General features: G+C 43.8%; 26 protein-coding genes and 1 pseudogene. 22 read left to right on the top strand and 5 right to left on the bottom strand.

What is annotated here, in order from left to right; genetic code table 11:
* Positions 1 to 17: 17 nt before the first annotated feature.
* A complete protein-coding gene (locus ACWNM1_RS23645; RefSeq protein WP_449602854.1) occupies positions 18 to 1,622 on the top strand; it encodes an extracellular solute-binding protein in 1,605 nt (534 codons plus the stop codon).
* A 108-nt stretch (positions 1,623 to 1,730) separates the two neighbouring features.
* Here ACWNM1_RS23645 and ACWNM1_RS23640 read toward each other — a convergent pair whose 3' ends face one another.
* Complete coding sequence (locus tag ACWNM1_RS23640) at positions 1,731 to 3,074, bottom strand: glycoside hydrolase family 30 protein (protein WP_449602853.1); 1,344 nt, start codon at positions 3,072 to 3,074, stop codon at positions 1,731 to 1,733.
* 135 nt (positions 3,075 to 3,209) lie between these two features.
* Between ACWNM1_RS23640 and ACWNM1_RS23635 the strand changes: the two genes are divergently transcribed.
* Positions 3,210 to 4,004, top strand: coding sequence for an AraC family transcriptional regulator (locus ACWNM1_RS23635; protein ID WP_449602852.1), 795 nt, complete (start codon positions 3,210 to 3,212; stop codon positions 4,002 to 4,004).
* Positions 4,005 to 4,016: 12 nt separating this feature from the next.
* On the opposite strand, the gene ACWNM1_RS23630 is transcribed toward ACWNM1_RS23635, so the two are convergent.
* The 3 genes from ACWNM1_RS23630 to ACWNM1_RS23620 form a co-directional block, all read right to left on the bottom strand.
* Entirely contained in the window at positions 4,017 to 5,063 is a 1,047-nt protein-coding gene (locus ACWNM1_RS23630; RefSeq protein WP_449602851.1) for a glycosyltransferase family 4 protein, read from the bottom strand.
* A gap of 118 nt (positions 5,064 to 5,181) precedes the next feature.
* Positions 5,182 to 6,027: a sugar phosphate isomerase/epimerase family protein gene (locus ACWNM1_RS23625; protein ID WP_449602850.1), complete on the bottom strand. Its 846-nt coding sequence runs from the start codon at positions 6,025 to 6,027 to the stop codon at positions 5,182 to 5,184.
* Between the two features lie 50 nt (positions 6,028 to 6,077).
* On the bottom strand, positions 6,078 to 6,986 hold the full coding sequence (locus ACWNM1_RS23620) for an alpha/beta fold hydrolase (RefSeq protein ID WP_449602849.1): 909 nt from the start codon (positions 6,984 to 6,986) through the stop codon (positions 6,078 to 6,080).
* A gap of 377 nt (positions 6,987 to 7,363) precedes the next feature.
* Between ACWNM1_RS23620 and ACWNM1_RS23615 the strand changes: the two genes are divergently transcribed.
* From ACWNM1_RS23615 to ACWNM1_RS23570, 10 genes are all read left to right on the top strand, one after another.
* Positions 7,364 to 7,867: a GNAT family N-acetyltransferase gene (locus ACWNM1_RS23615; protein WP_449602848.1), complete on the top strand. Its 504-nt coding sequence runs from the start codon at positions 7,364 to 7,366 to the stop codon at positions 7,865 to 7,867.
* Between the two features lie 224 nt (positions 7,868 to 8,091).
* On the top strand, positions 8,092 to 10,161 hold the full coding sequence (locus tag ACWNM1_RS23610; RefSeq protein ID WP_449602847.1) for a bifunctional aldolase/short-chain dehydrogenase: 2,070 nt from the start codon (positions 8,092 to 8,094) through the stop codon (positions 10,159 to 10,161).
* A 40-nt stretch (positions 10,162 to 10,201) separates the two neighbouring features.
* Positions 10,202 to 10,960 carry a DeoR/GlpR family DNA-binding transcription regulator gene (locus ACWNM1_RS23605; RefSeq protein WP_042187090.1) on the top strand — a complete coding sequence of 253 codons (759 nt, stop codon included), beginning with the start codon at positions 10,202 to 10,204 and terminating at the stop codon, positions 10,958 to 10,960.
* Positions 10,961 to 10,986: 26 nt separating this feature from the next.
* Positions 10,987 to 11,715, top strand: a complete 729-nt coding sequence (locus ACWNM1_RS23600) for a (Fe-S)-binding protein (RefSeq protein WP_449602846.1) — start codon at positions 10,987 to 10,989, stop codon at positions 11,713 to 11,715.
* Positions 11,712 to 13,265, top strand: a complete 1,554-nt coding sequence (locus ACWNM1_RS23595; RefSeq protein WP_449602845.1) for a LutB/LldF family L-lactate oxidation iron-sulfur protein — start codon at positions 11,712 to 11,714, stop codon at positions 13,263 to 13,265. Before ACWNM1_RS23600 ends, ACWNM1_RS23595 begins: the two co-directional genes overlap by 4 nt.
* Positions 13,258 to 13,986, top strand: coding sequence for a LutC/YkgG family protein (locus tag ACWNM1_RS23590; protein ID WP_449602844.1), 729 nt, complete (start codon positions 13,258 to 13,260; stop codon positions 13,984 to 13,986). The genes ACWNM1_RS23595 and ACWNM1_RS23590 overlap by 8 nt, the downstream gene beginning before the upstream one ends.
* A gap of 27 nt (positions 13,987 to 14,013) precedes the next feature.
* Positions 14,014 to 15,501, top strand: coding sequence for a rhamnulokinase (rhaB, locus tag ACWNM1_RS23585; protein ID WP_449602843.1), 1,488 nt, complete (start codon positions 14,014 to 14,016; stop codon positions 15,499 to 15,501).
* A 528-nt stretch (positions 15,502 to 16,029) separates the two neighbouring features.
* Entirely contained in the window at positions 16,030 to 17,304 is a 1,275-nt protein-coding gene (rhaA, locus tag ACWNM1_RS23580; RefSeq protein ID WP_449602842.1) for an L-rhamnose isomerase, read from the top strand.
* Between the two features lie 117 nt (positions 17,305 to 17,421).
* Positions 17,422 to 18,060: a Vat family streptogramin A O-acetyltransferase gene (locus ACWNM1_RS23575; protein ID WP_449602841.1), complete on the top strand. Its 639-nt coding sequence runs from the start codon at positions 17,422 to 17,424 to the stop codon at positions 18,058 to 18,060.
* Positions 18,061 to 18,170: 110 nt separating this feature from the next.
* Positions 18,171 to 18,542, top strand: coding sequence for a YkvA family protein (locus ACWNM1_RS23570; RefSeq protein ID WP_449602840.1), 372 nt, complete (start codon positions 18,171 to 18,173; stop codon positions 18,540 to 18,542).
* A 16-nt stretch (positions 18,543 to 18,558) separates the two neighbouring features.
* Here ACWNM1_RS23570 and ACWNM1_RS23565 read toward each other — a convergent pair whose 3' ends face one another.
* Entirely contained in the window at positions 18,559 to 18,951 is a 393-nt protein-coding gene (locus ACWNM1_RS23565) for a winged helix-turn-helix transcriptional regulator (RefSeq protein WP_449602839.1), read from the bottom strand.
* 151 nt (positions 18,952 to 19,102) lie between these two features.
* Between ACWNM1_RS23565 and ACWNM1_RS23560 the strand changes: the two genes are divergently transcribed.
* The 10 genes and pseudogenes from ACWNM1_RS23560 to ACWNM1_RS23515 form a co-directional block, all read left to right on the top strand.
* On the top strand, positions 19,103 to 19,777 hold the full coding sequence (locus tag ACWNM1_RS23560; RefSeq protein ID WP_449602838.1) for an NAD(P)H-dependent oxidoreductase: 675 nt from the start codon (positions 19,103 to 19,105) through the stop codon (positions 19,775 to 19,777).
* Positions 19,778 to 19,986: 209 nt separating this feature from the next.
* Positions 19,987 to 20,397 (top strand): CidA/LrgA family holin-like protein, encoded by a 411-nt coding sequence (locus ACWNM1_RS23555; protein ID WP_449602837.1) that lies wholly within the window; start codon positions 19,987 to 19,989, stop codon positions 20,395 to 20,397.
* Complete coding sequence (locus tag ACWNM1_RS23550; protein ID WP_076283038.1) at positions 20,397 to 21,083, top strand: LrgB family protein; 687 nt, start codon at positions 20,397 to 20,399, stop codon at positions 21,081 to 21,083. The genes ACWNM1_RS23555 and ACWNM1_RS23550 overlap by 1 nt, the downstream gene beginning before the upstream one ends.
* Before the next feature lie 91 nt (positions 21,084 to 21,174).
* Complete coding sequence (locus ACWNM1_RS23545; RefSeq protein WP_042126589.1) at positions 21,175 to 21,354, top strand: hypothetical protein; 180 nt, start codon at positions 21,175 to 21,177, stop codon at positions 21,352 to 21,354.
* Positions 21,355 to 21,530: 176 nt separating this feature from the next.
* On the top strand, positions 21,531 to 21,719 hold the full coding sequence (locus ACWNM1_RS23540) for a hypothetical protein (RefSeq protein ID WP_449602836.1): 189 nt from the start codon (positions 21,531 to 21,533) through the stop codon (positions 21,717 to 21,719).
* Between the two features lie 164 nt (positions 21,720 to 21,883).
* On the top strand, positions 21,884 to 22,450 hold the full coding sequence (locus ACWNM1_RS23535; protein WP_449602835.1) for a putative ABC transporter permease: 567 nt from the start codon (positions 21,884 to 21,886) through the stop codon (positions 22,448 to 22,450).
* A 145-nt stretch (positions 22,451 to 22,595) separates the two neighbouring features.
* Positions 22,596 to 23,060: pseudogene (locus ACWNM1_RS23530) on the top strand (DUF523 domain-containing protein).
* A 61-nt stretch (positions 23,061 to 23,121) separates the two neighbouring features.
* A complete protein-coding gene (locus ACWNM1_RS23525) occupies positions 23,122 to 23,268 on the top strand; it encodes a hypothetical protein (protein ID WP_156113097.1) in 147 nt (48 codons plus the stop codon).
* Between the two features lie 210 nt (positions 23,269 to 23,478).
* The gene (locus ACWNM1_RS23520) at positions 23,479 to 23,952 is read left to right on the top strand and encodes an NUDIX domain-containing protein (RefSeq protein WP_449602864.1); all 474 of its coding nucleotides are present in this window, start codon (positions 23,479 to 23,481) and stop codon (positions 23,950 to 23,952) included.
* Positions 23,953 to 23,970: 18 nt separating this feature from the next.
* Positions 23,971 to 24,510: histidine phosphatase family protein (locus ACWNM1_RS23515; RefSeq protein ID WP_449602834.1), on the top strand; the 540-nt coding region annotated here is incomplete at its 3' end.

Raw genomic sequence — 24,510 nt, 5'->3', positions numbered from 1 at the left:
GAGGGAGCAAGACCGTAATGAAAAAGCAACCCAAAAACAGTATCAATAGAACAATCACCGTCATTCTTCTAGTGACAACGTTGCTTGCTGGCCTTACAGCCTGTAAAGGGGATAAAGGGGTAAACTCTGTTGAATCTGATCCGGGTCAATTTCATAAAGAAGGTTTGCCAATCGTGGATAAGCCCATGACACTGAAGGTTCTAACGGTTCGGTGGGGAAGCATGGGAGATAACTTTATCCAGAATCAATGGCTGAAGGATTTGGAAAAAAATACGAATGTCAAAATCGAATGGCAGGTGATGTCTGCTAATGATTGGAGTGAACGGAAGTCCATTATGCTGGCAAGCGGTACACTTCCAGATATCATTTTAGGGAGTGAGACCTTCGGAGATTCGGATATCGTCAATAATTTAAGCTTATTCAGGCCGCTTGATGACTATATCGAAAGCTATATGCCTAACCTCAAAGCAGCCATGCAGGAAGAGCCTGAATTGAAAAAAATCAGTACTTTTCCTGACGGGAAAATCTACTCTTTGCCTGCAAGATTACCTTTACGTCCTAAAAGCTCACGCCAACCCGTGATTAACAAAACCTGGCTGGATAAATTGGGATTGAAGGTTCCGGGTACGATTGATGATCTATACAACGTGCTAAAAGCATTTAAAGAACGTGACCCTAATGGGAATGGAAGGCTGGATGAGATACCTGTTATCGAAGTAAGTAATGATCTCATCAGTCCCTTCGGAATCACGGATCTGAACAATAACTTTATGGTCGTCCAGGACGGAAATGCGGTATATTACCCTGTTTCAGAGGCGTACAAAGAAGGGCTCAAATGGGAGCATAAATTATTTGTTGAAGGTTTGCTTGATAAAGAGTTATTCACGCAAGATGAAACGATGAGATCAGCCAAGTTTCTTAATCCGGATGCTCCTATTGTAGGATTCTCGTATCAGTGGACGCCGGATGCTGTGTTTGGCAAATGGAGTGATCAATATATCACGATTCCTCCGATTGCAGGACCGGATGGTAAGCGCTACACCATAGGAAATCCGTATGGAATGAATCTGGAGCGTAACGAGCTGCTAATTTCCACTTCTTGCAAATACCCAGAGATTGCTGCCCGCTGGGCTGACCAGTTCTATACCAATGAAGCAAGCATTCAAAATTTCTGGGGAGCGATAGACACCGTTATTAAGAAAAATATCAACGGTTCTTATACATTGATGGACCCACCGATGGGTACCAGTGCTGATGCCTGGTATTGGGATCAATCACTCCGGGATTTCGGGCCGAAATATGTCAGTCCAGTGTTTGAAAAATCCATCTTTCTAAACCCAAAAACCGGAGATGGACTGAAGCTGCAGCTCGATAAGCTGGGAAGCGATTATACAACGCCACCTTTCCCTGATGTAATGTACACCGCTGAAGAGTTTCAGCTGCTGCCGGCTTTGACTACGGATATCGATAGTTATGTCAATACAATGCGTGCTCAGTTTATAATTACAGGTAAAATTAACGAGGGCTGGGCTGGTTATGTAAAACAGCTGCGGGGAATGGGGCTGGATAAGCTGGTTAAAATTCGTACCGATGCTTACAGTCGTTATGTGAATGTAGAATAGAGCATGATGTGAAATACTGACGGCTAGGCTGTAACATCCTATTTCACTTATTTAAACAAAGGAGGTTCTCTCTATGCGAGTGGCATAAAGAGAACCTCCTTATTCTTTTTACTTTATTAGCAGGGTTTGAATAGCATGAGCCGGAATCATGTTCTCAGCCAAGTTGTTATGGAAGCGCAGGGTGAAAGGAAGCTCTTGTTCCGTGCGGTTCATAACGATAACAGCAATGGTGCCATCTGGGTTACGGAAAGCCGTTGTTTCAAGTTTATCAGTATATTTAGAGTGCCCAATTCGTTTAGCACCTGGGCGGATGTATTTACTGAAATGCCCGATGTAATAGAAGGAGCTCTCAAATATTATTTCATCGTTTTTCGTATCTCCAATAATTGGAGCATCGCAGTAGTTACCTACATGGTTAGGGCCCCCTTGCTCGTCCAAGACAATATTCCAGTCCGTCCAGCTTGACATCCAGTTGTTCAGGTTACCAATGATATCATGGCCGTAACGTTCGCCTGTGTTCCATGAGCCAAGATGAACGCCACCTTCTTGGCAGCCTTCGCTGAAGAACAGCTTCTTGTCTGGGAAGCGATCATGAACGGCCGATAGGGCTTCGAAGTGATCTCCGGAGTACCAGTGGAAGCAAATTCCCCAAATGTATTTGGAAGCTTCTTGATCTTCAAAAGCAACCTTGGCACGGTCATACACGCGCTCCTTGTTATGATCCCAGATCATAACCTTTACATGAGCCAAACCGGCTTGTTCCAAGGCTGGTCCCAAGTAATCACGAACAAAATCTTTTTCTTCTTCGGCAGTATAAAGGCAAGAATCCCAGATTTGAACAGCCTTCGCTTCATTCTGAACACTAACAGCCCAAATATCGATGCCTTCAGCTATGTAAGCCTGAATATATTTTACGAACATGTTGGCCCAAGCCTCACGGTATTCAGGCTTAAGAGCTCCACCACCGTTCATTTGACCGTTCGTTTTCATAAAAGCAGGTGGACTCCAAGGAGAGGAGAACAAACGGAAATCTTCACCAACAGCTGTTGCAGCATTTTTGATTAGGGGGATAATTGACTCTTGATCTCTGGAAATATCGAACGAACGGAGCTCTGCATCGCCTTCTTCTACATAAGCATAGTTGCCCAGTGAGAAGTCACAGCTCTGGATATGCGAGCGGCAAAGGGTATACCCAATTCCGTGCTCAGGATCAAAATAAGCGTCGATGATTTCTTTTTGTTTAGCTTCACTTAGTTTAGCGATGGTAACAGCAGAAGCCTCGGTAAGTGCACCACCGAAACCTTCCATTTCCTGATACTCCAGATCATCATAAATATTGATGAGCTCTGATTCGACGCCTGACGTATCGGGGAGGAAGATGAGAGGGTCTTTTTCTGTCAGACGGTCGGTAGTTTCTTTTGCTGTTTGTATGACGCGAACAATTTTACTCATATTGGTTGGTAACCTCCTGTACATATAAATTCTGTCTTTATTATAGAAGGAGATTCACTGCTCTTTGAAGAAACAATATGGCTAATAACCTCAACGATCTGGTCATCGACTACTTAGTGAAGAGGAGTGAATGCAATGGAAACTAATAGTGTTCAAATAAGCCTATGCGGCTTAATTCGCCATACTCAGCCTTTTCGGCAATTATATCGCAGTGGGCTGGATACCTATATCATCAGGCTGCAAGCAGAAGGGGAGTGTGAAGTACTGATCGATGGGGACATGGTAACCGTGGTGCCTGGTGATCTGTTATTATTTAAGCCTCAAGATATATATGATCTGAGAATCGGCGAAAAGAAGAGTCCGCTGGGACATAGTGTGGACTATTTTGTAATGTGTACAGGGGAATGGGTGGATCAGTGGTGGAACCTGCGCGAAAGACCGAAGAAGGTTAGAATTGCGGATGATGGCAAGCTGCAAAGTATATGGCAACAGCTTGATCTGGAGAATAGAAGATTAGATGGGGGTAGCCCTGAAATACTTGAGGCGCTGTTTAAAGCGCTATGTCTGCTGTTAGATCGGGCTATGGAAGAAGCACCTGCATCATCATCAGCCTCACTGCTGCACGGGCTTAAGATGAAGAGTTATGTAGAGGAGCATGCTACATCAGAAATTAGGCTAAAGGATGTAGCTGCCCATGCCGGAATTAGTGTAACGAGGGCCGTACATGTATTCAAAATTCAATTCGGCTACTCTATTATGCAATATGCTGGGCAAATTCGGCTTGCAATGGCACTTCGATTAATGGACAACACCAATTATACCTTAGAGCGAATAGCAGAGGAGACGGGGTTTGGAAGCTACACCTATTTCCACAGGGTATTTCGGGAACGTTATGGCGTCTCGCCAGGCAACTATCGTAAGAGAGAGTAGCCTTCACTATTTTTAAGATCGTCTAGTTTTTAACAAGAAGTCCCTAACCGCTTGCTCAAATAACCTGACACTATTTGCCCATGTCCATTTGTGGGAAGATCTTTCACCTTGTGCGGCTAATTTAGTTCTTAAGTTTGGGTCTCGGATTAGGCGGATGACATCATCACCAAGCCGATTCTCGTACCGATAGGAGAGCAGGCAGTTCTTCTCGTGATTTGCGTATTCCATATTTCCACCTGAATAAACACAGACGAGTGCTGCGCCACACCGCATGGCTTCAAGCCCCGGCAAAGAACCCGTATCAAAAATACTAGAACTAACAAAGATATCTGCACCGTTGTAATGGTAACAGAGCTCTTCATCATTCGCTGGTGTGAAGAATCGATATTTGCCAGTAGCTTTCATTCTTTGGAGAACTTCTGAAGTGTTGAACTCGTCGGGCGGACTGATAAAGTTAATATTTACATGGGGACATTGATTTTTTACGTGATCCAGCTGCTCTATAAGAAAGTCTTGCTCACGGTGCCATGAGAAACCACGTTCTGCTTTTCTTAATATAGCTGTTATGTTTAAAGGCTCCTGAAGACTGTAACGGATATTCATATTCTTGAAGGAGGAGCTTATGCCAATGGGCACGATTTTTCCTGTGATCCCATGATTTAAACGAATCAGCTCCTGCTGCCAATGCGATAAAACAATTAGATGCTCTGTGACATGATAAGAAGGGAACGACAGTGAACTATCTGGTAAAAAGGGGGGTTCATAACATAATGACAATCTTACATGAATTCCTTTTCCTTGATTGCAAGCTGCTTGAGAGGTAGTGACTGTCGTATGAAAATTAGAAACAATAACATCGCCTGAGGGATAGTCCTGTTCTTGAAGCTCCATATGTGTGGAACGGATTAAGATGGAGCGGACATCATAGGAAACAACCCCATCCACAGGCATGAGGATAGTAACCTGATGCCCCATAGCTGTTAGCCCATTGGTGAGTTCTACCAGCATGCGTTGAGCTCCACCATGAGATAAGGTCAGAATAGGGAATGTGAATCTCATCGGTAATCCCGTCCCTTCCAAGTTAGGGCTTAATCGTCAAACGATGTTACTCAATCGTTCTGTTTCTTATCTTATTCAACTCGCTTAGAAAGGTACCATTTATCCAATTTGAAAAGCATTATTTTTCAATAGAAGCAATATTCTTCAGTAACGCAACGGTCTCATTAATCTCGAGGTTCGTTATATCTTCTAAAGATACGTCGATCATGGGCTTGAATTTTTGGAGTCTGCTCAGGAAAGCCTCGGTATGGAAATGCCCTCCACCAGCTTTACCGTGGTAAATTCTCTCTCCATCTTGATAGATGTCTTTTAAATGCGCCAAAATGATCCGATCCCCGAACAACCTGAAGGCGTCATCAATAATTTGATCCTGCATATCTACAGCGTCACCAATAAAATTGCATGGATCCAGGACAACCCCGATATTGCCAGAGGGAATTTCATCTAAGATGCGGCGCATCTTGTCTGGTGTAGAAAGAGTATGTGTGCAGACCCCCTCCAATCCGAGAAAAACACCCCATTTTTCAGCTTCCTCTGCAAGCTCTTGTACAGTTGCCTTTAATATATCCCAGCCGATCTCTTCGTAATGGAGCGGATCTTGTGCTTGGAAAGTAGTCAGTGCGCCCGTCTCCGTAGCCACCATAGGGGCGCCGAATTGGCGGGCATACCGTAGATGTTCTTTAAAGCGATCTATTTCTAATCTCCGAATAACAGGATCCGGGTGAATGGGATTGATATAACAGCCTAACACTCCGATACGTATACCTGCTCTGTCAAATTGTTCGCCAATATAGTTTGCGAGGCCTGGACTTAATTTACCTGTGGAGGTATCGATGTCCTGAATAGCTTTGGATAAAGCAAGTTGAACAAAATCGATATCATAATTCTGAAGCGTTGCTGTCAACGATTTGAGGGGTAAACAACCAAATGTGTGCGCTAATGTTCCGTATCTGATGGTAATCATCTCCTTATCTAGGATGGGTATGTGCAATTACAAACATAATAGTAGCGCTTTCATCTGGATGCAAGTGATTTATCCTTATCGTCTGTCAGGAAATTGATAATCTCAGTGTTTACTCTATCCGGTTGCTCATGATTAATCCCGTGTCCCGCATGGGGGATGGCTTGGTAATAGAACTTTCCATCTTCTAAAATATTTATGAAATCCTTCGATTGTTTTAGCGCGTGCTCACCGATTAAAAAATAGAGCTTGTCTCTGATTGCAACAGCGGCGTTCTTATCGTATGGATGAAGCTTATGCACAAACATAGCTTGCTGATTATGAGTCCGCATTAAAAGGATTAGATGAGCCGCCAATACTGGATGGTTATCAAATAAAGGGGAGTTAGGTGCGCTTAACTTCTTTAGAACTTTTAATAAATTACGATCTGTTGGAATTAGAATCTCCGGGAACATCATCATTAAGGTTTGGATCATGGCTTTAATCGGTGCAGTGACCATCCCGCCCTCCAAACAAACGACACGGTTCACTTTGTCCGGTTGCTTGGTCGCATAATTAAAAGCAATATAGGCACCATTGGACACACCCGCAATATTAAAGACGTCTATATTCAGATACGTCGCTATTTCATTAATCCATTTTACTTGCTCAAACTTCTGTTTGTTAAACTGCTCGTTAGGTATGCTTTTTCCGGGTCCACCCAAAGTATCAATCGCGATGCAATAAAAATGCTTCGATAATTCCTCTATGTTTAAGATCCACATGACCGCCGAGTTATCACCAACACCATGAAACAGTAGTAAAGGTGGATTACCCTTTTGACCAGCAAGGATACAATGCGTCAATCCATATGTGGTTGGAACATCGATCTCCTCAAGTGGAATGGGCCACTGCTTAACCATCTGCTCATAGGAGTGCCACACTCGTTCTTGCGCCTTGGCATTCTTAAAGCTATTTACCATCTCAAACCTCCTTATCCAAAATAAAACATCTGTATCTTATTCCAATTAGTATACTACGAGAGTCCGCAAGGAGGAGGTAGGAATAGAAACATTACTGTGAAAAAGAGGGTGGGAGCAGATAAGTGTATTTTATACAACTAAACAGCTACTTTACTTTGGTTATTGTGATATAGATGTACTTTGTACAACTATATCTCTGGAAATCAGCGGATACAGCTTAATTGGGGGAATTTAGTTGCACAAAGTACACTTAACGATAGACAGGCGTGCTGAAGTTAATTTTAGTTGTAGAAAGTGCAAATAAATAATGCAGAGGGCTCTATTTTGCAGTAATATTTTTTGATACGGTAAGCAATTTTTGTGTTCTAGGGGGGACTATGATGTTGATTGAGCTAAAGGAAGCGAGTTTGTCAGATGGACGCGATATTTTTGAAATGATTATGGAGATAGGCCCTGGGGAGAATGGATTCGTTAACAATGGGTTTGATTTGGCTTACAGTGAATTTCCTGATTTCATCAGAGATCGGATAGCACTCTCAAGAGGCGATAATCTCCTACCAAACTATGTCCCTCAAACGAACTATTGGTTACTGATTGACTCTTATCCTGTTGGTGTTGGAAAGCTAAGACATTCCTTAAATGATCAATTAAGAAAATCAGGTGGACACATCGGATATAGCATCAGGCCTAGTGAGCGAGGTAAGGGCTTTGGCAAGATTTTTCTAGCAGAGTTGTTAAAAAAAGCAGCGGATCTGGGGATTGATAAGGTCATGCTGACTTGTGAGCCCAATAATGTAGCTTCGAGAAAGGTCATTGAAGCGAACAGAGGAATACTTAGCGGTATCGGGGATGGAAAATGTAACTACTGGATTAGTTTATGAGTCGGTGTGCTGAATAGTGGAGGTGAAGGAGTTGCTAATTGGCAACTCTTTTTTTGTTTTTTCGCAATGGAAATTCAGTTCATCCAAGGAGGATTTGTCTAACTTGTGAAATAAATTTTAAATTTTGTTGAAAACGCTCTATTCAAACATAAACAAATAGATTAAAATCAAAACAAACAAAAATAAACAAAAAAATAAACATTCAAAAACGGAGGTATTCACAAATGGTACAAAGTTTATGGGATTCTGCACGGGAAAAAATCATCAACGGAGGTCTGGATGCACTGGTCTATCGCTCCAATCTGTTAGGTGAAGATCGTAGAGTCTGTAATTTTGGAGGAGGGAATACCTCTAGTAAAACAATAGAATTAGATTTTCGTGGTCGTGAGGTTGAAGTCATGTGGGTGAAGGGTAGCGGCTCTGACCTAGCTACGATGAAAGCAGGCAATTTTACCGGATTGCGGCTACAGGATATTGCGCCATTGTTTGATCGGGAGGAAATGCCTGATGAGGAAATGGTGGCTTACCTCGCGAATTGTATGATTGATCCTAAGCATCCGCGTGCTTCAATTGAGACGCTGCTGCATGCTTTTTTACCATTCAAACATGTAGATCATACGCATCCAGATGCGATTATCAGCTTGTGCTGTGCTCATAACGGTAAAGATATTGCGCGGGAAATCTATGGGGATCGTTTCGTGTGGGTGCCTTACATTCGTCCTGGGTTCACTTTATCCAAAATGATCGCTGAAGGCGTGCTTGCTAATCCTCAAGCAGAATTGGTGTTGATGGAGAAGCATGGCCTCGTGACTTGGGGGGATACGCCGGAAGCTTGTTACGCGAAGACGATCTCTATCATTAATGAAGCAGAGCGTTACATCCAAGATAGAATTGAAGATGAGAATCTGTTCGGAGGTCGCAAATCGGAAGCGCTTCCGGATGAAGAGCGGAGAGCTGTAGCAGCTGCAGTGATGCCATTGATTAGAGGGGCAGTCAGTGATGAGCGCAAAATGATACTGACCTTCGATGATGCAGAGGATGTGCTGCGTTTTGTAGGTGGAGTTAACTCGGAGAAATTATCCAGTGTAGGTGCAGCTTGTCCGGATCATTTGGTACATACCAAAATGCTGCCACTATTTGTGAATTGGGAACCAAATGCCAGTGATATTGATGGTTTGAAAACGAAGCTGAACGAAGCGATTACCGCATACAAAGAGCAGTACAAAGCGTACTTCGATCGTAATAAGCATGAGGGCGATGTAATGTTCGAAGCCGCACCGCGTGTGATTCTAATTCCCGGAGTGGGAATGATCAACACCGGCAAAAGCTGGAGCAACTCTAAAATTAGCGGTGCCTTGTATCACCGGGCGATTGCTGTTATGCGCGGAGCTACCGCATTGGGCGATTTCGTCTCTCTAAGTGAAAATGAATCGTATAATGTGGAATATTGGCCTTTGGAATTATATAAATTATCGCTGGCACCAGCAGAAGCAGAATTCTCGCGTAAGGTTGCGTTCATTACTGGTGGCGCAGGAGGAATCGGGAGCGAAACTGCTCGTCGTCTAGTGTCCGAAGGGGCGCATGTTGTGCTGGCAGATCTCAATCTGGAGGGCGCACAGAGAATTGCCGAGGAGATTAACGATAAATACGGTGAGAATCGTGCGTTCGCTGTTAAAATGGATGTAACGCAGGAGGAGCAAGTTACCGCAGCTTATGCAGATACAGCACTCTTTTATGGCGGAGTAGATATTATTGTGAACAATGCTGGGCTTGCGACTTCCAGTCCTTTTGATGAGACTTCATTAAAAGAGTGGAACTTGAACATTTCCGTGCTAGGAACTGGATATTTCCTCGTTGCACGTGAAGCCTTCAAGGTGATGAAGGAGCAAAAAATCGGCGGTAGCATGGTATTTATTGGCTCTAAGAACTCTATATTTGCTGGGAAAAGCGTATCGGCTTATAGTTCTGCCAAAGCACTCGAAGCACATTTGGCTCGCTGTATTGCAGCTGAAGGCGGAGAGTTCGGTATTCGCGCCAATACAATTTTGCCGGATGCCATTCTACAAGGCTCAGCGATTTGGAATTCAAACTGGCGGAATGAACGGGCTGCTGCTTACGGGATTGAGCCGGATCAACTGGAGGAACATTATCGTAAGCGCACAACACTGCTTGTAAATATTTATCCACGTGATATTGCTGAAGGGGTGGCCTTTTTCGCTTCATCCAAGTCAGAGAAGACTACGGGCTGCATGCTGACGATTGATGGTGGAGTGCCAGCAGCTTTTACTAGATAAGTGGAAGATGGAATATAGATAGATATAACGGAGGGAAGCCATGCTGATTGCAGACAGATATGAAAGAATCGTAGAACTAGTGAATGAACGTGGCAGCATTCGTGTCTCGGAACTGAGTACATTATGCCAAGTGACGGAGGAGACCATCCGCCGGGATCTTGATCGCTTGGAAAAGGCGGGGAGGCTGCTACGCTCGCACGGTGGTGCAGTTAGTCTACGTGATCGTCAACCAGAGACGCCATATGCTGAACGTGAAATTATGAACGCAGCGGAGAAGCAGCAGATTGCTCGTGAAGCAGTGATGATGATAAAGCCGGGAGATCGTATTTTGCTGGATGCTAGCACAACTGCATGGTATATGGCCTCACATTTGCCGGATATGCCACTAACTGTACTGACTAATTCTATTAGGGTAGCTGCGGAGTTAAGTGGGAAGGAACGAATAGATGTGATCTCAACTGGCGGTCAACTGAGCCGCAGATCGATGTCTTTTGTTGGTCATTTAGCCGAGCGTTCGCTTGAGTTGTATCACGTGGATAAGATGTTTTTTTCCTGCAAAGGATTTCATCTCGAACGTGGCGCCAGCGAATCGAATGAGCTGCAAGCGATGGTGAAGCGAAAGATGATTTCTATCGCGGAGCAGGTGATCCTACTTTGTGACTCCAGTAAATTCGGAATTCAAGCGTTCACACATGTTGCCACGACTAGTGAATTGGATGTTGTGATAACGGATTACAGCCCTGCCACAGAACAGCTAAAGCAGCTACAGGAGCTGAACATCGCAATAACAACCGTGTAGAAAATAGTGTTGCAGGAGGTGAGGACATGAAGGTATCGATGTTTATTACTTGCATCAGTGATGCTGTGTACCCGAAGGTCGGAGAAGCGATGACACGTCTGCTTGCCAGATATGGCGTGCAGCTGGATTTTCCCGAAGTGCAGACCTGCTGCGGACAGCCTGCGTACAATAGTGGCTATTGGAATGAGGCACGTCAAGCTGCACTTACGATTTTGCAGGCTTTTGAAGACAGTGACTTTGTCATTGCTCCTTCCGGGTCTTGCACCGGGATGCTTCATCATTATCCGAAACTGTTTCAAGATGATCCGATTAATTTGGTCAAGGCGCAAAATTTGCAGCGTAAATCCTATGAGTTCAGCCAGTTCATGGTACAGGTGCTTGGCGTAACGGATCTAGGGGCAGTATTTCCGCATAAAGTTACCTATCATCCTTCCTGTCATGGCACTCGGATTCTGGGGATTCGTGATGAGCCTATGTTACTTATGCAGAATGTGAAGGCGATGGAGCTAGTGCCATTACCTTTTGCTGAGGACTGTTGTGGGTTTGGTGGAACCTTTGCCGTGAAGATGTCTGATATCTCCGGTGCGATGGTCACCGAGAAGTCAGATCATGTGCTGGAGTCGGAAGCAGAAGTCTTAACGGGTCTGGATATGGGCTGTCTCATGAATATTGCTGGGAATTTGCGTTATCGCCACAAACCGGTCCGAGTCATGCATTTAGCAGAGCTACTGTATGAGGGGGTGAGTGCACAATGAGTCAGAATGCCGCTCAGACTAAATCGGAATCGATTAATGTGAAGCCAGCTACGGTAAAAGAGCGTGCCGACTTGGCGCTGAATAATGACTTTTTGCGCAAGGCGGTTCGCTTTACTACGGAAAGGCTGCGTGACGGGAAACAGAAAGCGGCGAACGATCATGGACACTGGGAAGAATGGCGCGAACGTGGGCGGCAAATTCGCCTGCATACGATCGCTCATCTGGATTATTACTTAAATCTATTTGCGGACAATGCAAGAGCGAACGGCACGCATATTCATTTTGCGGCAACGGGTGAAGAGGCAGTGAAGATTGCTTTAGAGATTGCGCAGCGAAAACAAGCGGCTTCCGTGGTCAAATCCAAATCGATGGTGACAGAGGAGCTGCATTTGAATACGGCGCTTGAATCCATTGACGTGGAGACGATTGAAACAGATCTTGGCGAATATATTATCCAGCTTGCCGGAGAAACTCCGTCTCATATCATTATCCCAGCCATCCATAAGAACCGCTATCAGATTGCAGAGCTGTTGTCCAAGGAGGCAGGGGAGGAGCTTTTGCCTGAGACTACAATCCTTGCAGGATTTGTACGGCGCAAGCTACGAGAGAAATTCCTAGAAGCGGATATTGGGATGACGGGATGCAATTTTGCGATTGCAGAGACAGGTTCCATGGTGCTATTCGAGAATGAGGGCAATGCTCGCATGGTCACCACCTTGCCGAAGACGCAAATCACTTTGATGGGGATGGAGCGGATTATTCCTTCTTGGAGCGACCTTGAGGTGATGGCTACGTTATTACCTCGTTCAGCAACTGGCCAGAAGCTAACAGTGTATATGTCCGGTATTTCAGGACCCCGTAGAAAGGATGATGGGGACGGGCCGGAAGAGCAGCATATTATTATCCTTGATAATGGTCGATCTGAGCAGCTCGGTGATCCAGAATTTCAGGAGCTACTGAACTGCATCCGCTGTGGAGCTTGTCTGAATGCCTGCCCTGTCTATCGTCATATTGGCGGTCATGCCTATGGTGGGACTTATAGCGGACCGATCGGAGCAGTGTTGACCCCGGCGCTGAACAAAAATGTAGATCAATGGGATGATATCGCAGGTGCATCGAGTCTATGCGGTGCGTGTTATGAAGCTTGTCCAGTCAAAATCCCTCTGCATGATATGCTTATCTATTTACGGCGACGTAAGGTAGAGAGAGGTTATGGAGACAAAGCAGAAAGTCTTGTCATGAAAGGTTTTGGTGCGATTATGGCGAAGTCACAACGATTCAGTAGTGTGATGAAAGTAGGCAGAATCGGACAAAAGCTACTTGTGAGAGACGGCGGAATTCCGTCCAAGCTTGGGCCGCTGAAAGGCTGGAATAACTACCGGATCGCTCCGAAGCTGGCGGATGAATCCTTCCGCGAGAGCTGGAAAGAGCTGCAGGAGGAGTTAGACAAAAATAGTCGCGAGATGGACCCGTCGATACAGAAACGGATGGAAGATTTATTAGCGAAGCGGAAGGCGGAGGAACTGAAAGGAGAGCCCGGATATGACTAAGGAAACGCACAGAGAATGGCTGGAGCGTATGGACCATGATTCTCGTGAGAAACAGCAGGCATTCATGAACGATATCGCTCGTCGCCTGAAGCGGCCAAGAACGACTGCGGCTCCGGTACATCCTTTTCGCGGTGCTCCAGATTATTGGCAAGAATTCCAGTGGAGTCCAGAAGAACGCATCGATCAATTTACTGCGAATTTTCAAAGTGCAGGTGGACATGTGTTTCGCATGGCAACGATGGATGAAGCTAAAGCTTTTATCGTCAATAAAGCGAGTGATATGCTCGCCCGTTATATTCTTCGGCAAAATGTAGCTGAGCTTGCGGCACTTCGTCTAGAAGAAGAACTTGTAGATACGCAGGTATCTGTCTGGAATACGGATATGCAAGAAGCATGGAAAGCTAGGGCGGCGGAAGCCGATATTGGGATTGTGATCGCGGATTATGCAGTTGCTTATACAGGCTCTATTACAGTGTTATCTTCTACGGATAAAGGGCGCTCTGTCAGCCTGTTGCCAACCGCATTAATTGCCATCATTCCGCTGGAGCGGCTGAAGACTCGTCTGGGTGAGGTGCTTATTGATTTTGATGAAGCGGGACAATCGGGTCTCCCAGCAGGTATTCACTTTATCTCTGGACCTAGCCGTTCAGCGGATATTGAGAATGATCTGACAATAGGTGTGCATGGCCCTGGAATCGTATTCGCCTTGCTGGTAGGCTGATGAGGAGATAAGGAGTGTTGTTTAAGAATGAATGCTGGGGCACATAAACAGGGTCAGAATCATATTGCTATTGATATTGGAGCCTCTAGTGGGAGAGTCGTTTGCGGAACCTTGCAAGAACCGGAAGGAACCTTATCATTAACAGAAATTCACCGTTTTAGTAATGGGTTCTCTGAGAAGAATGGTAATCTTTATTGGGACGTCGATTATTTATTTGCTGAAATTGTAAAAGGCTTGCAGAAGGCGAAGTCAAAAGGAATTGAGCATTGTACCGTCGGAATTGATACTTGGGCCGTGGATTACGTACTTCTAGATCAGAAGGGGACACGAATTCATGAAGTTTTTTCTTATCGTGATTCCCGAACAGAAGAAGCGGTACAAAGCCTACATCGCAATATATCAACTGAAAGCGTTTACCGAAAGACGGGGATACAAGTTCTCCCGATTAATACGTTGTACCAGCTGTTTGTGCATGATCAGGCAGATCTTGAAGCAGCACATTCAATCCTGTTGATCCCTGATTATCTCTACTATCGGCTTACGGGACGAAGAATTAGTGAAGTCACGAATGCTTCAACCACGGGACTGCTGAATTTGCAAACTAGGGATTATGATACTGATTTACTGGCACTGCTTGGTCTTTCAAAAGAGCAGTTTCCTCCCTTAACGGAACCTGGGGAACGAATTGGCGGATTGACTGATGACTTGGTGGCACGCGATGATCTTCCAGATTGTGAGTTCATAGCAGTTGCCACTCATGATACAGCATCAGCTGTACTAGGCGTTCCTGCAATTAGCGACAAATGGGGATTTCTCAGTAGTGGTACTTGGTCCCTCATCGGGGTGGAACGAGTTTCAGCCATTACAAGTCCAGAGGCGATGGAACGTAACTATACGAACGAATGGGGCGCCTTCGGTTCGTTCCGTTTTCTTAAGAACATTATGGGGATGTGGCTGATCCAAAAGGTTCGTGAGGAATATGGCGGGCAATACAGCTTCGGCGAACTGGTGGAGCTGGCAGAGCAAGAGATTCCTTTCAGATCCATCATCTACTGCAATGATGAACGATTCATGAATCCAGCTAACATGATCAGCGAGATACAAAGCTATTGTGCGGAAGTCGGACAGTGGGTACCAAAGACACCAGGGGAGATCGCCAGATGTGTGTTTGACAGTCTTGCTCTTTCTTACTATTTCTATGTTCAGGATCTTCAGCTATTGACCGGCGAGAAGTGGGAGCGGCTGCACATCGTAGGCGGAGGGGCGAACAATGGATTGCTATGCCAAATTGCGGCGGATTTACTTGAGATGGAGATTTACGCTGGACCAACGGAATCCACCGCATTAGGTAACGTAGTTATGCAAATGATCAGTATGGGTACGGTCACAGATATTAAGAAAGCAAGAGAAATTATATATCGTTCATTTGATGTAACAATCTACATTCCACAAGTGATGGACCCCACCTTAAAAACCGCGGCATTGGCAGAGTTTGCTCGGCTGCAGGTCGTATAAGAGTAACTAATAAAGTAACCGAGAATATACGGGATGATTATTAGACAGCTATGGATGAGCACAAGAAGGGTATAAATGCCCCTCATTGAGCGCAAATAGCGGAAAACGAGTAAAAGAAGGGTATAAATCCCCCTCATTGAGCGTAAATAGCGGAAAACGAGAAAAAGAGGGGTATAAATGCCCCTCATTGAGCGTAAATAGCGGAAAACGAGCAAAATAAGGGTATAAATGCCCCTCATTGAGCGTAAATAGCGGAAAACGAGAAAAAGAAGGGTATAAATCCTCCTCATTGAGCGAAAAAAGCTGAAAACGAGTAAAAGAAGGGTATAAATCCCCCACATTAAGCGTAAATAGCGGAAAACGAGCAGAAGAAGGGTATAAATCCCCCTCATTGAGCGTAAATAGCGGAAAACGAGCAAAAGAGGGGTATAAATGCCCCTCATTGAGCGTAAATAGCGGAAAACGAGCAAAAGAAGTACAAAAATACCCCTAAATGAAATCACTAAGATAATATCAGGAGGCTCAAGCATGGAGCAGAATACAGAAAGCTTAAAGAGCATTCAGACGAGCTATAATGAGGCGAAAAAGCTCTACGCACAGCACGGCATTGACGTAGATAAAGTATTAGAGCAGCTTGCAGCAATCAAAATTTCATTGCACTGTTGGCAAGGAGACGATGTAAAGGGCTTCCTGAATAAGGAAAAGGAGCTAAGTGGCGGGATCGCGGTCACGGGCAGTTACCCGGGGCGAGCTAGAAATCCGGAGGAGCTGCGCCGTGATTTGGAGCAAGCACTAGCACTTATCCCTGGACGTCATAAAGTTAATTTACATGCTATTTATGCCGATACGGAAGAAACTGTAGATCTTGATGCGTTAGAGCCAAAGCATTTTGATAGATGGGTGGACTGGGCTAAGGAGCAGGGACTTGGATTAGATTTCAATCCCACTTGCTTCTCTCATGAAAAAGCTAATGATGGCTTTACACTAAGCCACTCGGATCCTGAAATCCGCAATTTCTGGATTGCTCATTGCAAGGCTTCACGCCGAATCTCCGAATCTTTCGGTCAGGCACTAGGTCAGCCTTGTGTAACCAACTTCTGGGTTCCAGATGGATATAAAGATACACCGATCGACCGTCTGTCACCGAGAGCGCGACTTCAGCAATCCCTGGACGAGATCTTCAGCGAGGAGATCGATGAGCAATATAACATTGATGCTGTAGAAAGCAAGCTGTTCGGAATTGGCTCAGAAAGTTATGTGGTAGGTTCGCATGAATTTTATATGGGTTATGCACTAAGTCGGGGCAAAGCGGTTTGCTTCGATGCTGGGCATTTTCATCCGACCGAGACCATCTCGAATAAACTATCCTCTTGGCTGCTGTTTGGTGATCAATTGTTGCTGCATGTTAGCCGTCCAGTACGCTGGGATAGTGATCATGTGGTGACTATGGATGATGAACTGCTGGAGATTACTCGTGAACTAGTTAGAGGTCAATTCCTAGAAAGAACTCATATTGGACTCGATTTCTTTGACGGAAGTATTAATCACATTGCCGCTTGGGTGATCGGAACACGTAACACAATCAAAGCCTTGCTACGTGCGATGCTGGAACCGATAGAGCTATTGAAGCAAATTGAAATGGATGGGGATTATACTACTAGACTTGCACTGGTAGAGGAATTGAAATCTTATCCGTTCGGAGCTATTTGGGATTATTATTGTGCGACGAATGGTGTGCCTGTCCGAGAAAGTTGGCTGAGCGATGTGAAGCAATACGAAGTAGATGTTTTATCAAAGCGATAAAGTACTTGTAAGGGCGGTTACCACACGGTAGCCGCTTTTTATGTTCATGATTCGTACTTATTTGAAAAGATATGTGATCTCTGCTATGTTTTATCAAAAAGAGAGAGAGGCGTTATTATGGAGAAATATGGACCGAATCCGAATGTGCTCTATCCGAATGAACAGATCAAAAGTATCTGTTATATCAAAAATGTGATTACAAGAAAAAATATAACGGTTGGCGATTATACGTATTATGATGATATAGACGGTGCCGAAAAGTTTGAGGAGCATGTGACTCATCATTATGATTTTATTGGTGATAAGCTTATTATTGGGAAATTCTGCGCAATTGCCAAAGGTATTGAATTTATCATGAATGGTGCGAACCATCGAATGAATTCTGTTACGACCTACCCTTTTAATATTATGTCTAATGGCTGGGAGCATGCGGTTCCAGAACTATCAGATTTACCCTTAAAAGGAGATACGGTGATCGGCAACGATGTGTGGATTGGGCAGAATGTTACGGTTATGCCGGGTGTACATATTGGTAATGGAGCCGTCATCGCGGCCAATTCAACAGTTGTGAAAGATATCCCGGCTTATAGTGTCGCTGGAGGAAATCCATGTAAAGTAATTAGACAACGTTTTGATGATGAATTGATTGAACATCTAGAAGTGCTTAAGTGGTGGGATTGGGATGCCGAGCGAATCTTTAAGAATCTTGAAGCGTTATGCAGCAGTGATTTGAATAAAATCAAAGAAATTAAATAATATTGTGTAAGTTTCATAGAACGAGCTGTAGTTTATCTTAAAGATATAACTAATAGCTGAGGGTATACTGACTGTATGTATTCATATGAACCTTGCGGAGGGAAAATCTATTGAAGAAAGATGATGATAAGATCACTGCGGAACTCACAGCAGAGAAGTTTCCATACAGTAAAGAGAACGAGGAGATGGTGACGCGGAATTTTTGGACAAAAACTAAAAAGTTCGCAGGTAAGATCCCATTTACTAAAGATGCTATTGCGATGTATTATTGCGCAGTCGACGCAAAGACCCCTTTATGGGCAAAAGGAATTGCCTTCGGAGCGTTGGCATATTTCATCTCCCCGATTGATGCGATACCGGATGCGATTCTCGGACTTGGATTTACGGATGATGCGGCAATTATTGCAGCAGGTATCAAAGCGATCTCAGGTCAGGTTACGGATGAACATAAGGAAAAGGCCGAAGCGTTTTTTGAAAAATAAAAGGTGCAGCTTTGAGCTACACCGTAATATCCATACCTTCTGAACAGCTTTCTGCGGAAAGCTGTTTTGTTTTGTAAACCTCGCCCCAGTCTTTCATAAGTTTAATAATAGGGGTCAGTGTCTTGCCAAATTCAGTTAACGAGTATTCGACTTTCGGGGGAACCTGATGGTAGACCTCACGGTGAACAACCCCATCTTCTTCTAGCTCTCTAAGCTGCAAGGTTAACATGCGTTGAGTGATTCCTGGGCATATCCGGCGAAATTCGTTAAAGCGTTTCGTTCCATCCATCAAGTGATAGATGAGAATCCCCTTCCATTTTCCTCCTATAACATCGAGTGTGAATTCCACAGGGCAAGCTTCCTTATTTCCCCCTGGGAAATCTCCGAATCCACCTTTTCGATCACGCATAGCCGTTCAACTCCCATAGTATCATTTTGTATACTACATAACATTAATGTGCGTACTTTTAAAGAAGTGATATATATTCTAATATTAAGCATGAGAACGGCAAACAGTCAAATGGGCCGTTGATTCTAAGCAAACAAAAGGAGTGTTAACCATGGAAACTTTATCATTAAACAAGAATGAAATCCTGTCTGCTTACCAGTTCAGACATGCAACTAAAGAATTTGATAGTCATAAAAAAATTAGTGAGTCAGACTTTCAGTTTATTCTGGAAACAGGACGTCTGTCACCAAGTTCATTCGGATTCGAGCCTTGGCGTTTTGTCGTAGTACAAAGTCCGGAAATACGCGAGAAATTACGAGCTCATGCCTGGGGAGCACAAAAGCAATTGCCAACCGCAAGTCATTTTGTATTGATTCTCTCCCGTCTTCCTAAAGATATGGCTGCTGATTCTGATTATATAAAAGGGATTATGGAGCATGTGCAGGAGCTACCTCCAGAAGTGATGGAAGGGAAAGGTAACATGTTCGATAAGTTCTTGAAGGTTGATTTCGGTTTGATGGAGAATGAGCGTGCAATGTTTGAATGGAGCTGCCGGCAGACTTATATAGCTCTTGGTAATATGATGACATCAGCCGCTTTAATTGGAATTGATTCTTGCCCAATGGAAGGATTCGATAAGGCGAAGATAGAGCAAGTTCTTACCGAAGAGGGGATTATGGATGCCGAACATTTTGGAATCTCCTGCATGGTAGCCTTTGGATATCGTTTGAATGAACCACGTGGAAAAACAAGACAAAGCGCAGAGCAAGTCGTTCAGTGGGTTTAAATAAGCTGGGACTTCAATTTTGAGCAGCATAACGAAAATAACTAACCTGCAAAGTCTCCAACATTCTGGAGATCATGCAGGTTATTTTTGTTTAATTCTTACAAGATTCGAAAAGTAATTGAAATTTTCATGAAAACTCTGATACTCTTATTGAGGTGACCCATTTTAAGCTTTATCGAGTTAATTTAATAATGAAGGGATCCTGCATCATGAAAATCATTCGCATAACTATCCAAGTGTTCCTGCTTTATTTGTTCTACTTGGCTGGAGACTTCCTGCAAAAGCAGCTGCATCTTCCCGTTTCTGGGAGTATCGTCGGTTTACTGCTGCTTTTTGTTTTATTGCTGTTCAAGGTTGTACCAGTGAAGTGGATTGAAGATGGTGCAACAACAATATTAGCTTACCTTCCGTTATTTTTTATTCCTGCGACGGCTGGGATCGTGAAACATATGGATATTTTTAGTGGAAGAGGGTTGCTCTTAATCTTGATTCTTATCGTTAGCAGCGTCCTCACAATTGCAGCAGCAGCACATACGAGTCAATGGCTTTCGACCTTGAAAGGAAAGAGCAAGGCGGGCTGGAGCAGCAAGAGCTTAAGCGAAAAGGGGAAGGAATTATAATGTTTTTTATCGCGACAGGAATTGTCCTGCTTAATGTTGCTATTTATTTGATGATGTCCGTAATTTATAGACGTTTTCGGTTTCCTGTACTGATTCCCGCGTTAACAGCAACAGTCCTTGTTGTAGCAATACTTCTATTTTTTCATATTCCGTATGATACATATATGATAGGCGGTCAGTGGATCAATCAGTTACTCGGTCCTGCTGTAGTGGCGCTAGCCTACCCATTGTATAAACAGCGTAATGTGTTAGTTGAGAATCTTCCAGCCATCCTGGGGGGAGCGATTGCAGGTCTGTTATTAGGGATGTTTAGTGGTCTGCTTTTGGCAGCTGGTCTAGGATTCTCTAAATTGTATGTTCTGTCCATTTTGCCAAAATCGATCACAACACCTGTGGCGATACAAATCTCAAATGGTTTAGGTGGGGACTCCTCGCTAACCTCCGTATTTGTAATGATTGCCGGATTTACAGGTGCGATTGGCGGCCCTCTCATTATTAAACTGTTTAAGATTCGAAGCGAAGTTGGGATTGGGATCGGGTTAGGAACGGGTTCTCATGCACTTGGAACTGCAAAGGCACTGGAATACGGTGAACAGTCAGTTTCAATGAGCTCCGTAGCGATGACCGTTTGTGCTATTGTCGGTTCATGTATCGGTCCGGTGGTAGCTTGGATCATGTATCCTTAAATTCATTCATCGTAGCTATGTTTGCAAAACACTCCATCGGGTAACTATAACTAAGGAACAAATAAAGCAAAGCACCTGAGGAGGATTTCACATGTCAGATTATTCTCAAGATGAAGCGGAAATCCGCAACAAGGAAAATAAAGACGGCGATTCATTAGCTGAAATTAAGAAGATGGAGAATGGTGTGGACATCGAGCCAGAAGCAGACGATTGGGTAGCCAAGCCTGCAGAGTCCTCGCATCCTGATCCTCTTCCTAACGATTTGGACTAAATGATTCGGAAGACAGGCTGTCCTTCATTGGGCAGTCTGTTTTTCTTGAGATGATTTTAGCAATTATTGTATAATGAATTCAGGTACAACCTCATCAGAGAGTTTTCTCCAAATTCTTAGTAGCTTTTCGCAAATTTCACAGATCTCAGCCATTCTTGTAGCAGGGAGGAAATGAAATGCGTAGTCGGAATGAGAACAGCCGATATCGGCAAAAACGTGGTGAGGCTCTTGTAGGCAACTTTGAGAAAAAGTATGGTTCAGACTTTGGCGTACGTAGTGAACTTTCAACGGATACGTTAAAGAAACAAGACGACGATCAGTCGCTAATATCGGATCAGAAACATGAAGAACGGCTTAAACCATAAGCGTGGATGGATAGAGAATACGCTTCACTCCAAATATTTTTGTAATGAAGGCATAACCTTTGGGTTATGTCTTTTTTGTTGCGCATATCTCCTGAAGGATTAAGGCATAATAGGGCCGGATGGATATTTAAGAAAATAATGACAACTAGGAGCGGTGTATAAACATGATGACTTCTATATTTTCTTCAAGCGGAGATTCTGCGATGGCAGTGGCGGGCCAATATTTCTTTTATTTTATGATCTACTCTTTTTTAGGCTGGGTATTGGAAGGTACATATAACTTATATAGTAATGGAAGCTTTCGCAAAGAAGGCTTTCTAAAAGGCCCTTTTAAACCAATGTATGGATTTGCACCACTGCTTCTATTGATTGCCAGAGATCTAACCCTGCCTTTCCCAATTTTCCTCCTGCTTGCGTTAGTCGTTCCTTCAGCTGTTGAATATGTAAGTGGTTGGTTGCTGAAGACTGTCTTTCAAAAGCAATGGTGGGATTACTCAGGGATGTCTTATCAACTGCAAGGGCATATTTGCCTTCGATTCTCCCTATATTGGTGGGCGCTATCGGTTGCTTGTGTATATGGGATTCAGCCGTTTATGGAGCGTTTGTATTCACTTGTCTATAATGTTTGGGGAATTATATTTCCTTTCGTGGGACTCTATATTATGGCTGATTTATTGTGGACTTGCTGGAGTCGGTATAGAAGTGAGAAGACCCCCCAATATCAAGATTAATGATGCCTATATGGACATAATAAGCATTCTTTTGTATATGAAGCACAAACATTTCAGTGACAAGCATTTCGATCTTGCATATCAGTTTTGTGTTGTAAATAATATAGCCATATATTAAATACTAGACGGACTGGTGGAGATAACGATGACAGGAAAGATTCTAGTAAGCGCATGTCTGTTAGGACATAAAGTGCGTTATGATAATGGTGATGTACCGTGTCTCGATGCTCGTTTCTTGAAGTGGTATGAGGAAGGGCGTTTTGTCCACATTTGTCCTGAGGTGGTCGGAGGGTTATCAACGCCTCGTCCTGATGCCCAGCGGCAAGGTGAGCGGGTGGTAACAGGTGCAGGTGCGGATGTTACGTAAGCTTTTATGAAAGGTGCTCAAGCAACGCTGAAGCTGGCTACAGAACATCAAGTTACATTAGCGATATTAAAACAGGATAGTCCTTCTTGTGGAAGTCTTTATATTTATGATGGTACTTTTAGGGATACGAAGATGTCAGGAGAAGGTACAACTACGGAGTTATTACGGCAAAATGGCTTTAAAGTGTTTGGCGAAGATCAACTAGATGAAGTGGAAAAAGAACTTGCACGTATGGAGGGGTAAGTCAATCTTAAAGTAATAATTGGAACTCATGTTACATAGTGTGTATAAGGGGAACGAAGCAGTGTCCTTGGGAGAGGAAATGCCGTCCGAAGAGCCATCCTTCATTTGGGATTGGAGGCGGACGCAGATGAGTATTGACCAGCTCATTTCATTGCTTGTTCTTGTCATCATGATCGTACAGCTTGCCGGCTACAAAGGGAAACATTAAGCTCAAAGTCTCACCTCATTGTAACTGCTTCCGGACCTCAGAAAGTATTGAGCCGTTCGGAAGCTTTTTTTGTTCCATGCTTAGCATATTACCGAATCTAAAGGATTCCATCACAGTGATGTCTAATATATACATAATGTGGGTTTTTGGGAAGCCGGAGGAAAATAGGATGATGTTCTACAAAACGGTGTGAGAGGATGGATGAATAGCGTGCCGATGTCTGAGTATTATCAGGAGATCCGAGGAAAAGTGGGTTCAGAGTTATTAATGATGCCTTCCGTAGCTGCAGTAATAAGAAATAAAGAAGATGAAATTCTATTTATTCGAAAACCTGAAGAGTCCTTGTGGGGATTACCAGCAGGCGCCATCGAGCCAGGGGAACGGCCGGGAAGAACTTTGCGCAGAGAAGTATATGAAGAGACTGGATTAATGGTGCATCCTACTTCCATTCTTGGGGTTTTTGGTGGAGGGAAATATAGATACGAATATAACAATGGAGACCAGGTGGAATATACAATCATCGTATTTGAGTGTTCTATCATCCGTGGAACGCTGAGAGCAATGGATGGAGAAGTCGAAGAATTTAAGTTCTTTAAAGAGAGTGAGCTGCCCGAGATGGCCATTCCCTATCCAGTGGAGATTTTCAAGAAAGACCGTGAAGTGGCAAAAACGATATTTGAATGAGCTGGAGAGGTGTAACTCATGAAGACTTTTATTTATATGATTAGGCACGCAGTATCACCTTTTGTGCTTGGAGATGAGAGGGAACGAGGATTATCTGATAAAGGGCATAAGGACGCATATAGAATTAAAGAACTATTGGCGGAGGAAGAGATCACACATTTTGTTTCTAGTCCTTATAGACGAGCCATAGATACGATTAAGTATTTAGCTGAGGCATCGGATCAAGATATTGAGCTGTATGAGGAACTTAGAGAAAGAGCTATCGCAAGCGTTGAAATCGAGATCAGTGAACAAGAATTTCTTCAAGGTATCCGGGTATCATTCACAGACTTACAATATAAAATGCCAAATGGTGAGAGTACTCAGGAAGCACAAGAGCGTGCGATCCCCATCATGAAGCAATTGATCCAGCAAAATAAAGGCGGCAAAATTGCACTAGGTACCCACGGGAATATCATGACCATTATCCTGAATTACTTCAATAAAAAGTATGGTTATGAGTTCTTTGAACAGACTTCGAAACCAGATATTTATAGGCTGGAATTTGATGAATTAGAG

The organism is Paenibacillus sp. Marseille-Q9583 (assembly GCF_976954365.1).
This window is presented reverse-complemented; position numbering and strand designations above follow the sequence as displayed.

What these genes read in the sequence shown, in the direction of transcription:
- ACWNM1_RS23645 (WP_449602854.1), top strand. Translation starts at nt 18, where the DNA reads ATGAAAAAGCAACCCAAAAACAGTATCAATAGAACAATCACCGTCATT.
- ACWNM1_RS23640 (WP_449602853.1), bottom strand. Translation starts at nt 3,074, where the DNA reads ATGAGTAAAATTGTTCGCGTCATACAAACAGCAAAAGAAACTACCGAC.
- ACWNM1_RS23635 (WP_449602852.1), top strand. Translation starts at nt 3,210, where the DNA reads ATGGAAACTAATAGTGTTCAAATAAGCCTATGCGGCTTAATTCGCCAT.
- ACWNM1_RS23630 (WP_449602851.1), bottom strand. Translation starts at nt 5,063, where the DNA reads ATGAGATTCACATTCCCTATTCTGACCTTATCTCATGGTGGAGCTCAA.
- ACWNM1_RS23625 (WP_449602850.1), bottom strand. Translation starts at nt 6,027, where the DNA reads ATGATTACCATCAGATACGGAACATTAGCGCACACATTTGGTTGTTTA.
- ACWNM1_RS23620 (WP_449602849.1), bottom strand. Translation starts at nt 6,986, where the DNA reads ATGGTAAATAGCTTTAAGAATGCCAAGGCGCAAGAACGAGTGTGGCAC.
- ACWNM1_RS23615 (WP_449602848.1), top strand. Translation starts at nt 7,364, where the DNA reads ATGATGTTGATTGAGCTAAAGGAAGCGAGTTTGTCAGATGGACGCGAT.
- ACWNM1_RS23610 (WP_449602847.1), top strand. Translation starts at nt 8,092, where the DNA reads ATGGTACAAAGTTTATGGGATTCTGCACGGGAAAAAATCATCAACGGA.
- ACWNM1_RS23605 (WP_042187090.1), top strand. Translation starts at nt 10,202, where the DNA reads ATGCTGATTGCAGACAGATATGAAAGAATCGTAGAACTAGTGAATGAA.
- ACWNM1_RS23600 (WP_449602846.1), top strand. Translation starts at nt 10,987, where the DNA reads ATGAAGGTATCGATGTTTATTACTTGCATCAGTGATGCTGTGTACCCG.
- ACWNM1_RS23595 (WP_449602845.1), top strand. Translation starts at nt 11,712, where the DNA reads ATGAGTCAGAATGCCGCTCAGACTAAATCGGAATCGATTAATGTGAAG.
- ACWNM1_RS23590 (WP_449602844.1), top strand. Translation starts at nt 13,258, where the DNA reads ATGACTAAGGAAACGCACAGAGAATGGCTGGAGCGTATGGACCATGAT.
- rhaB (WP_449602843.1), top strand. Translation starts at nt 14,014, where the DNA reads ATGAATGCTGGGGCACATAAACAGGGTCAGAATCATATTGCTATTGAT.
- rhaA (WP_449602842.1), top strand. Translation starts at nt 16,030, where the DNA reads ATGGAGCAGAATACAGAAAGCTTAAAGAGCATTCAGACGAGCTATAAT.
- ACWNM1_RS23575 (WP_449602841.1), top strand. Translation starts at nt 17,422, where the DNA reads ATGGAGAAATATGGACCGAATCCGAATGTGCTCTATCCGAATGAACAG.
- ACWNM1_RS23565 (WP_449602839.1), bottom strand. Translation starts at nt 18,951, where the DNA reads ATGCGTGATCGAAAAGGTGGATTCGGAGATTTCCCAGGGGGAAATAAG.
- ACWNM1_RS23560 (WP_449602838.1), top strand. Translation starts at nt 19,103, where the DNA reads ATGGAAACTTTATCATTAAACAAGAATGAAATCCTGTCTGCTTACCAG.
- ACWNM1_RS23555 (WP_449602837.1), top strand. Translation starts at nt 19,987, where the DNA reads ATGAAAATCATTCGCATAACTATCCAAGTGTTCCTGCTTTATTTGTTC.
- ACWNM1_RS23550 (WP_076283038.1), top strand. Translation starts at nt 20,397, where the DNA reads ATGTTTTTTATCGCGACAGGAATTGTCCTGCTTAATGTTGCTATTTAT.
- ACWNM1_RS23545 (WP_042126589.1), top strand. Translation starts at nt 21,175, where the DNA reads ATGTCAGATTATTCTCAAGATGAAGCGGAAATCCGCAACAAGGAAAAT.
- ACWNM1_RS23540 (WP_449602836.1), top strand. Translation starts at nt 21,531, where the DNA reads ATGCGTAGTCGGAATGAGAACAGCCGATATCGGCAAAAACGTGGTGAG.
- ACWNM1_RS23535 (WP_449602835.1), top strand. Translation starts at nt 21,884, where the DNA reads ATGATGACTTCTATATTTTCTTCAAGCGGAGATTCTGCGATGGCAGTG.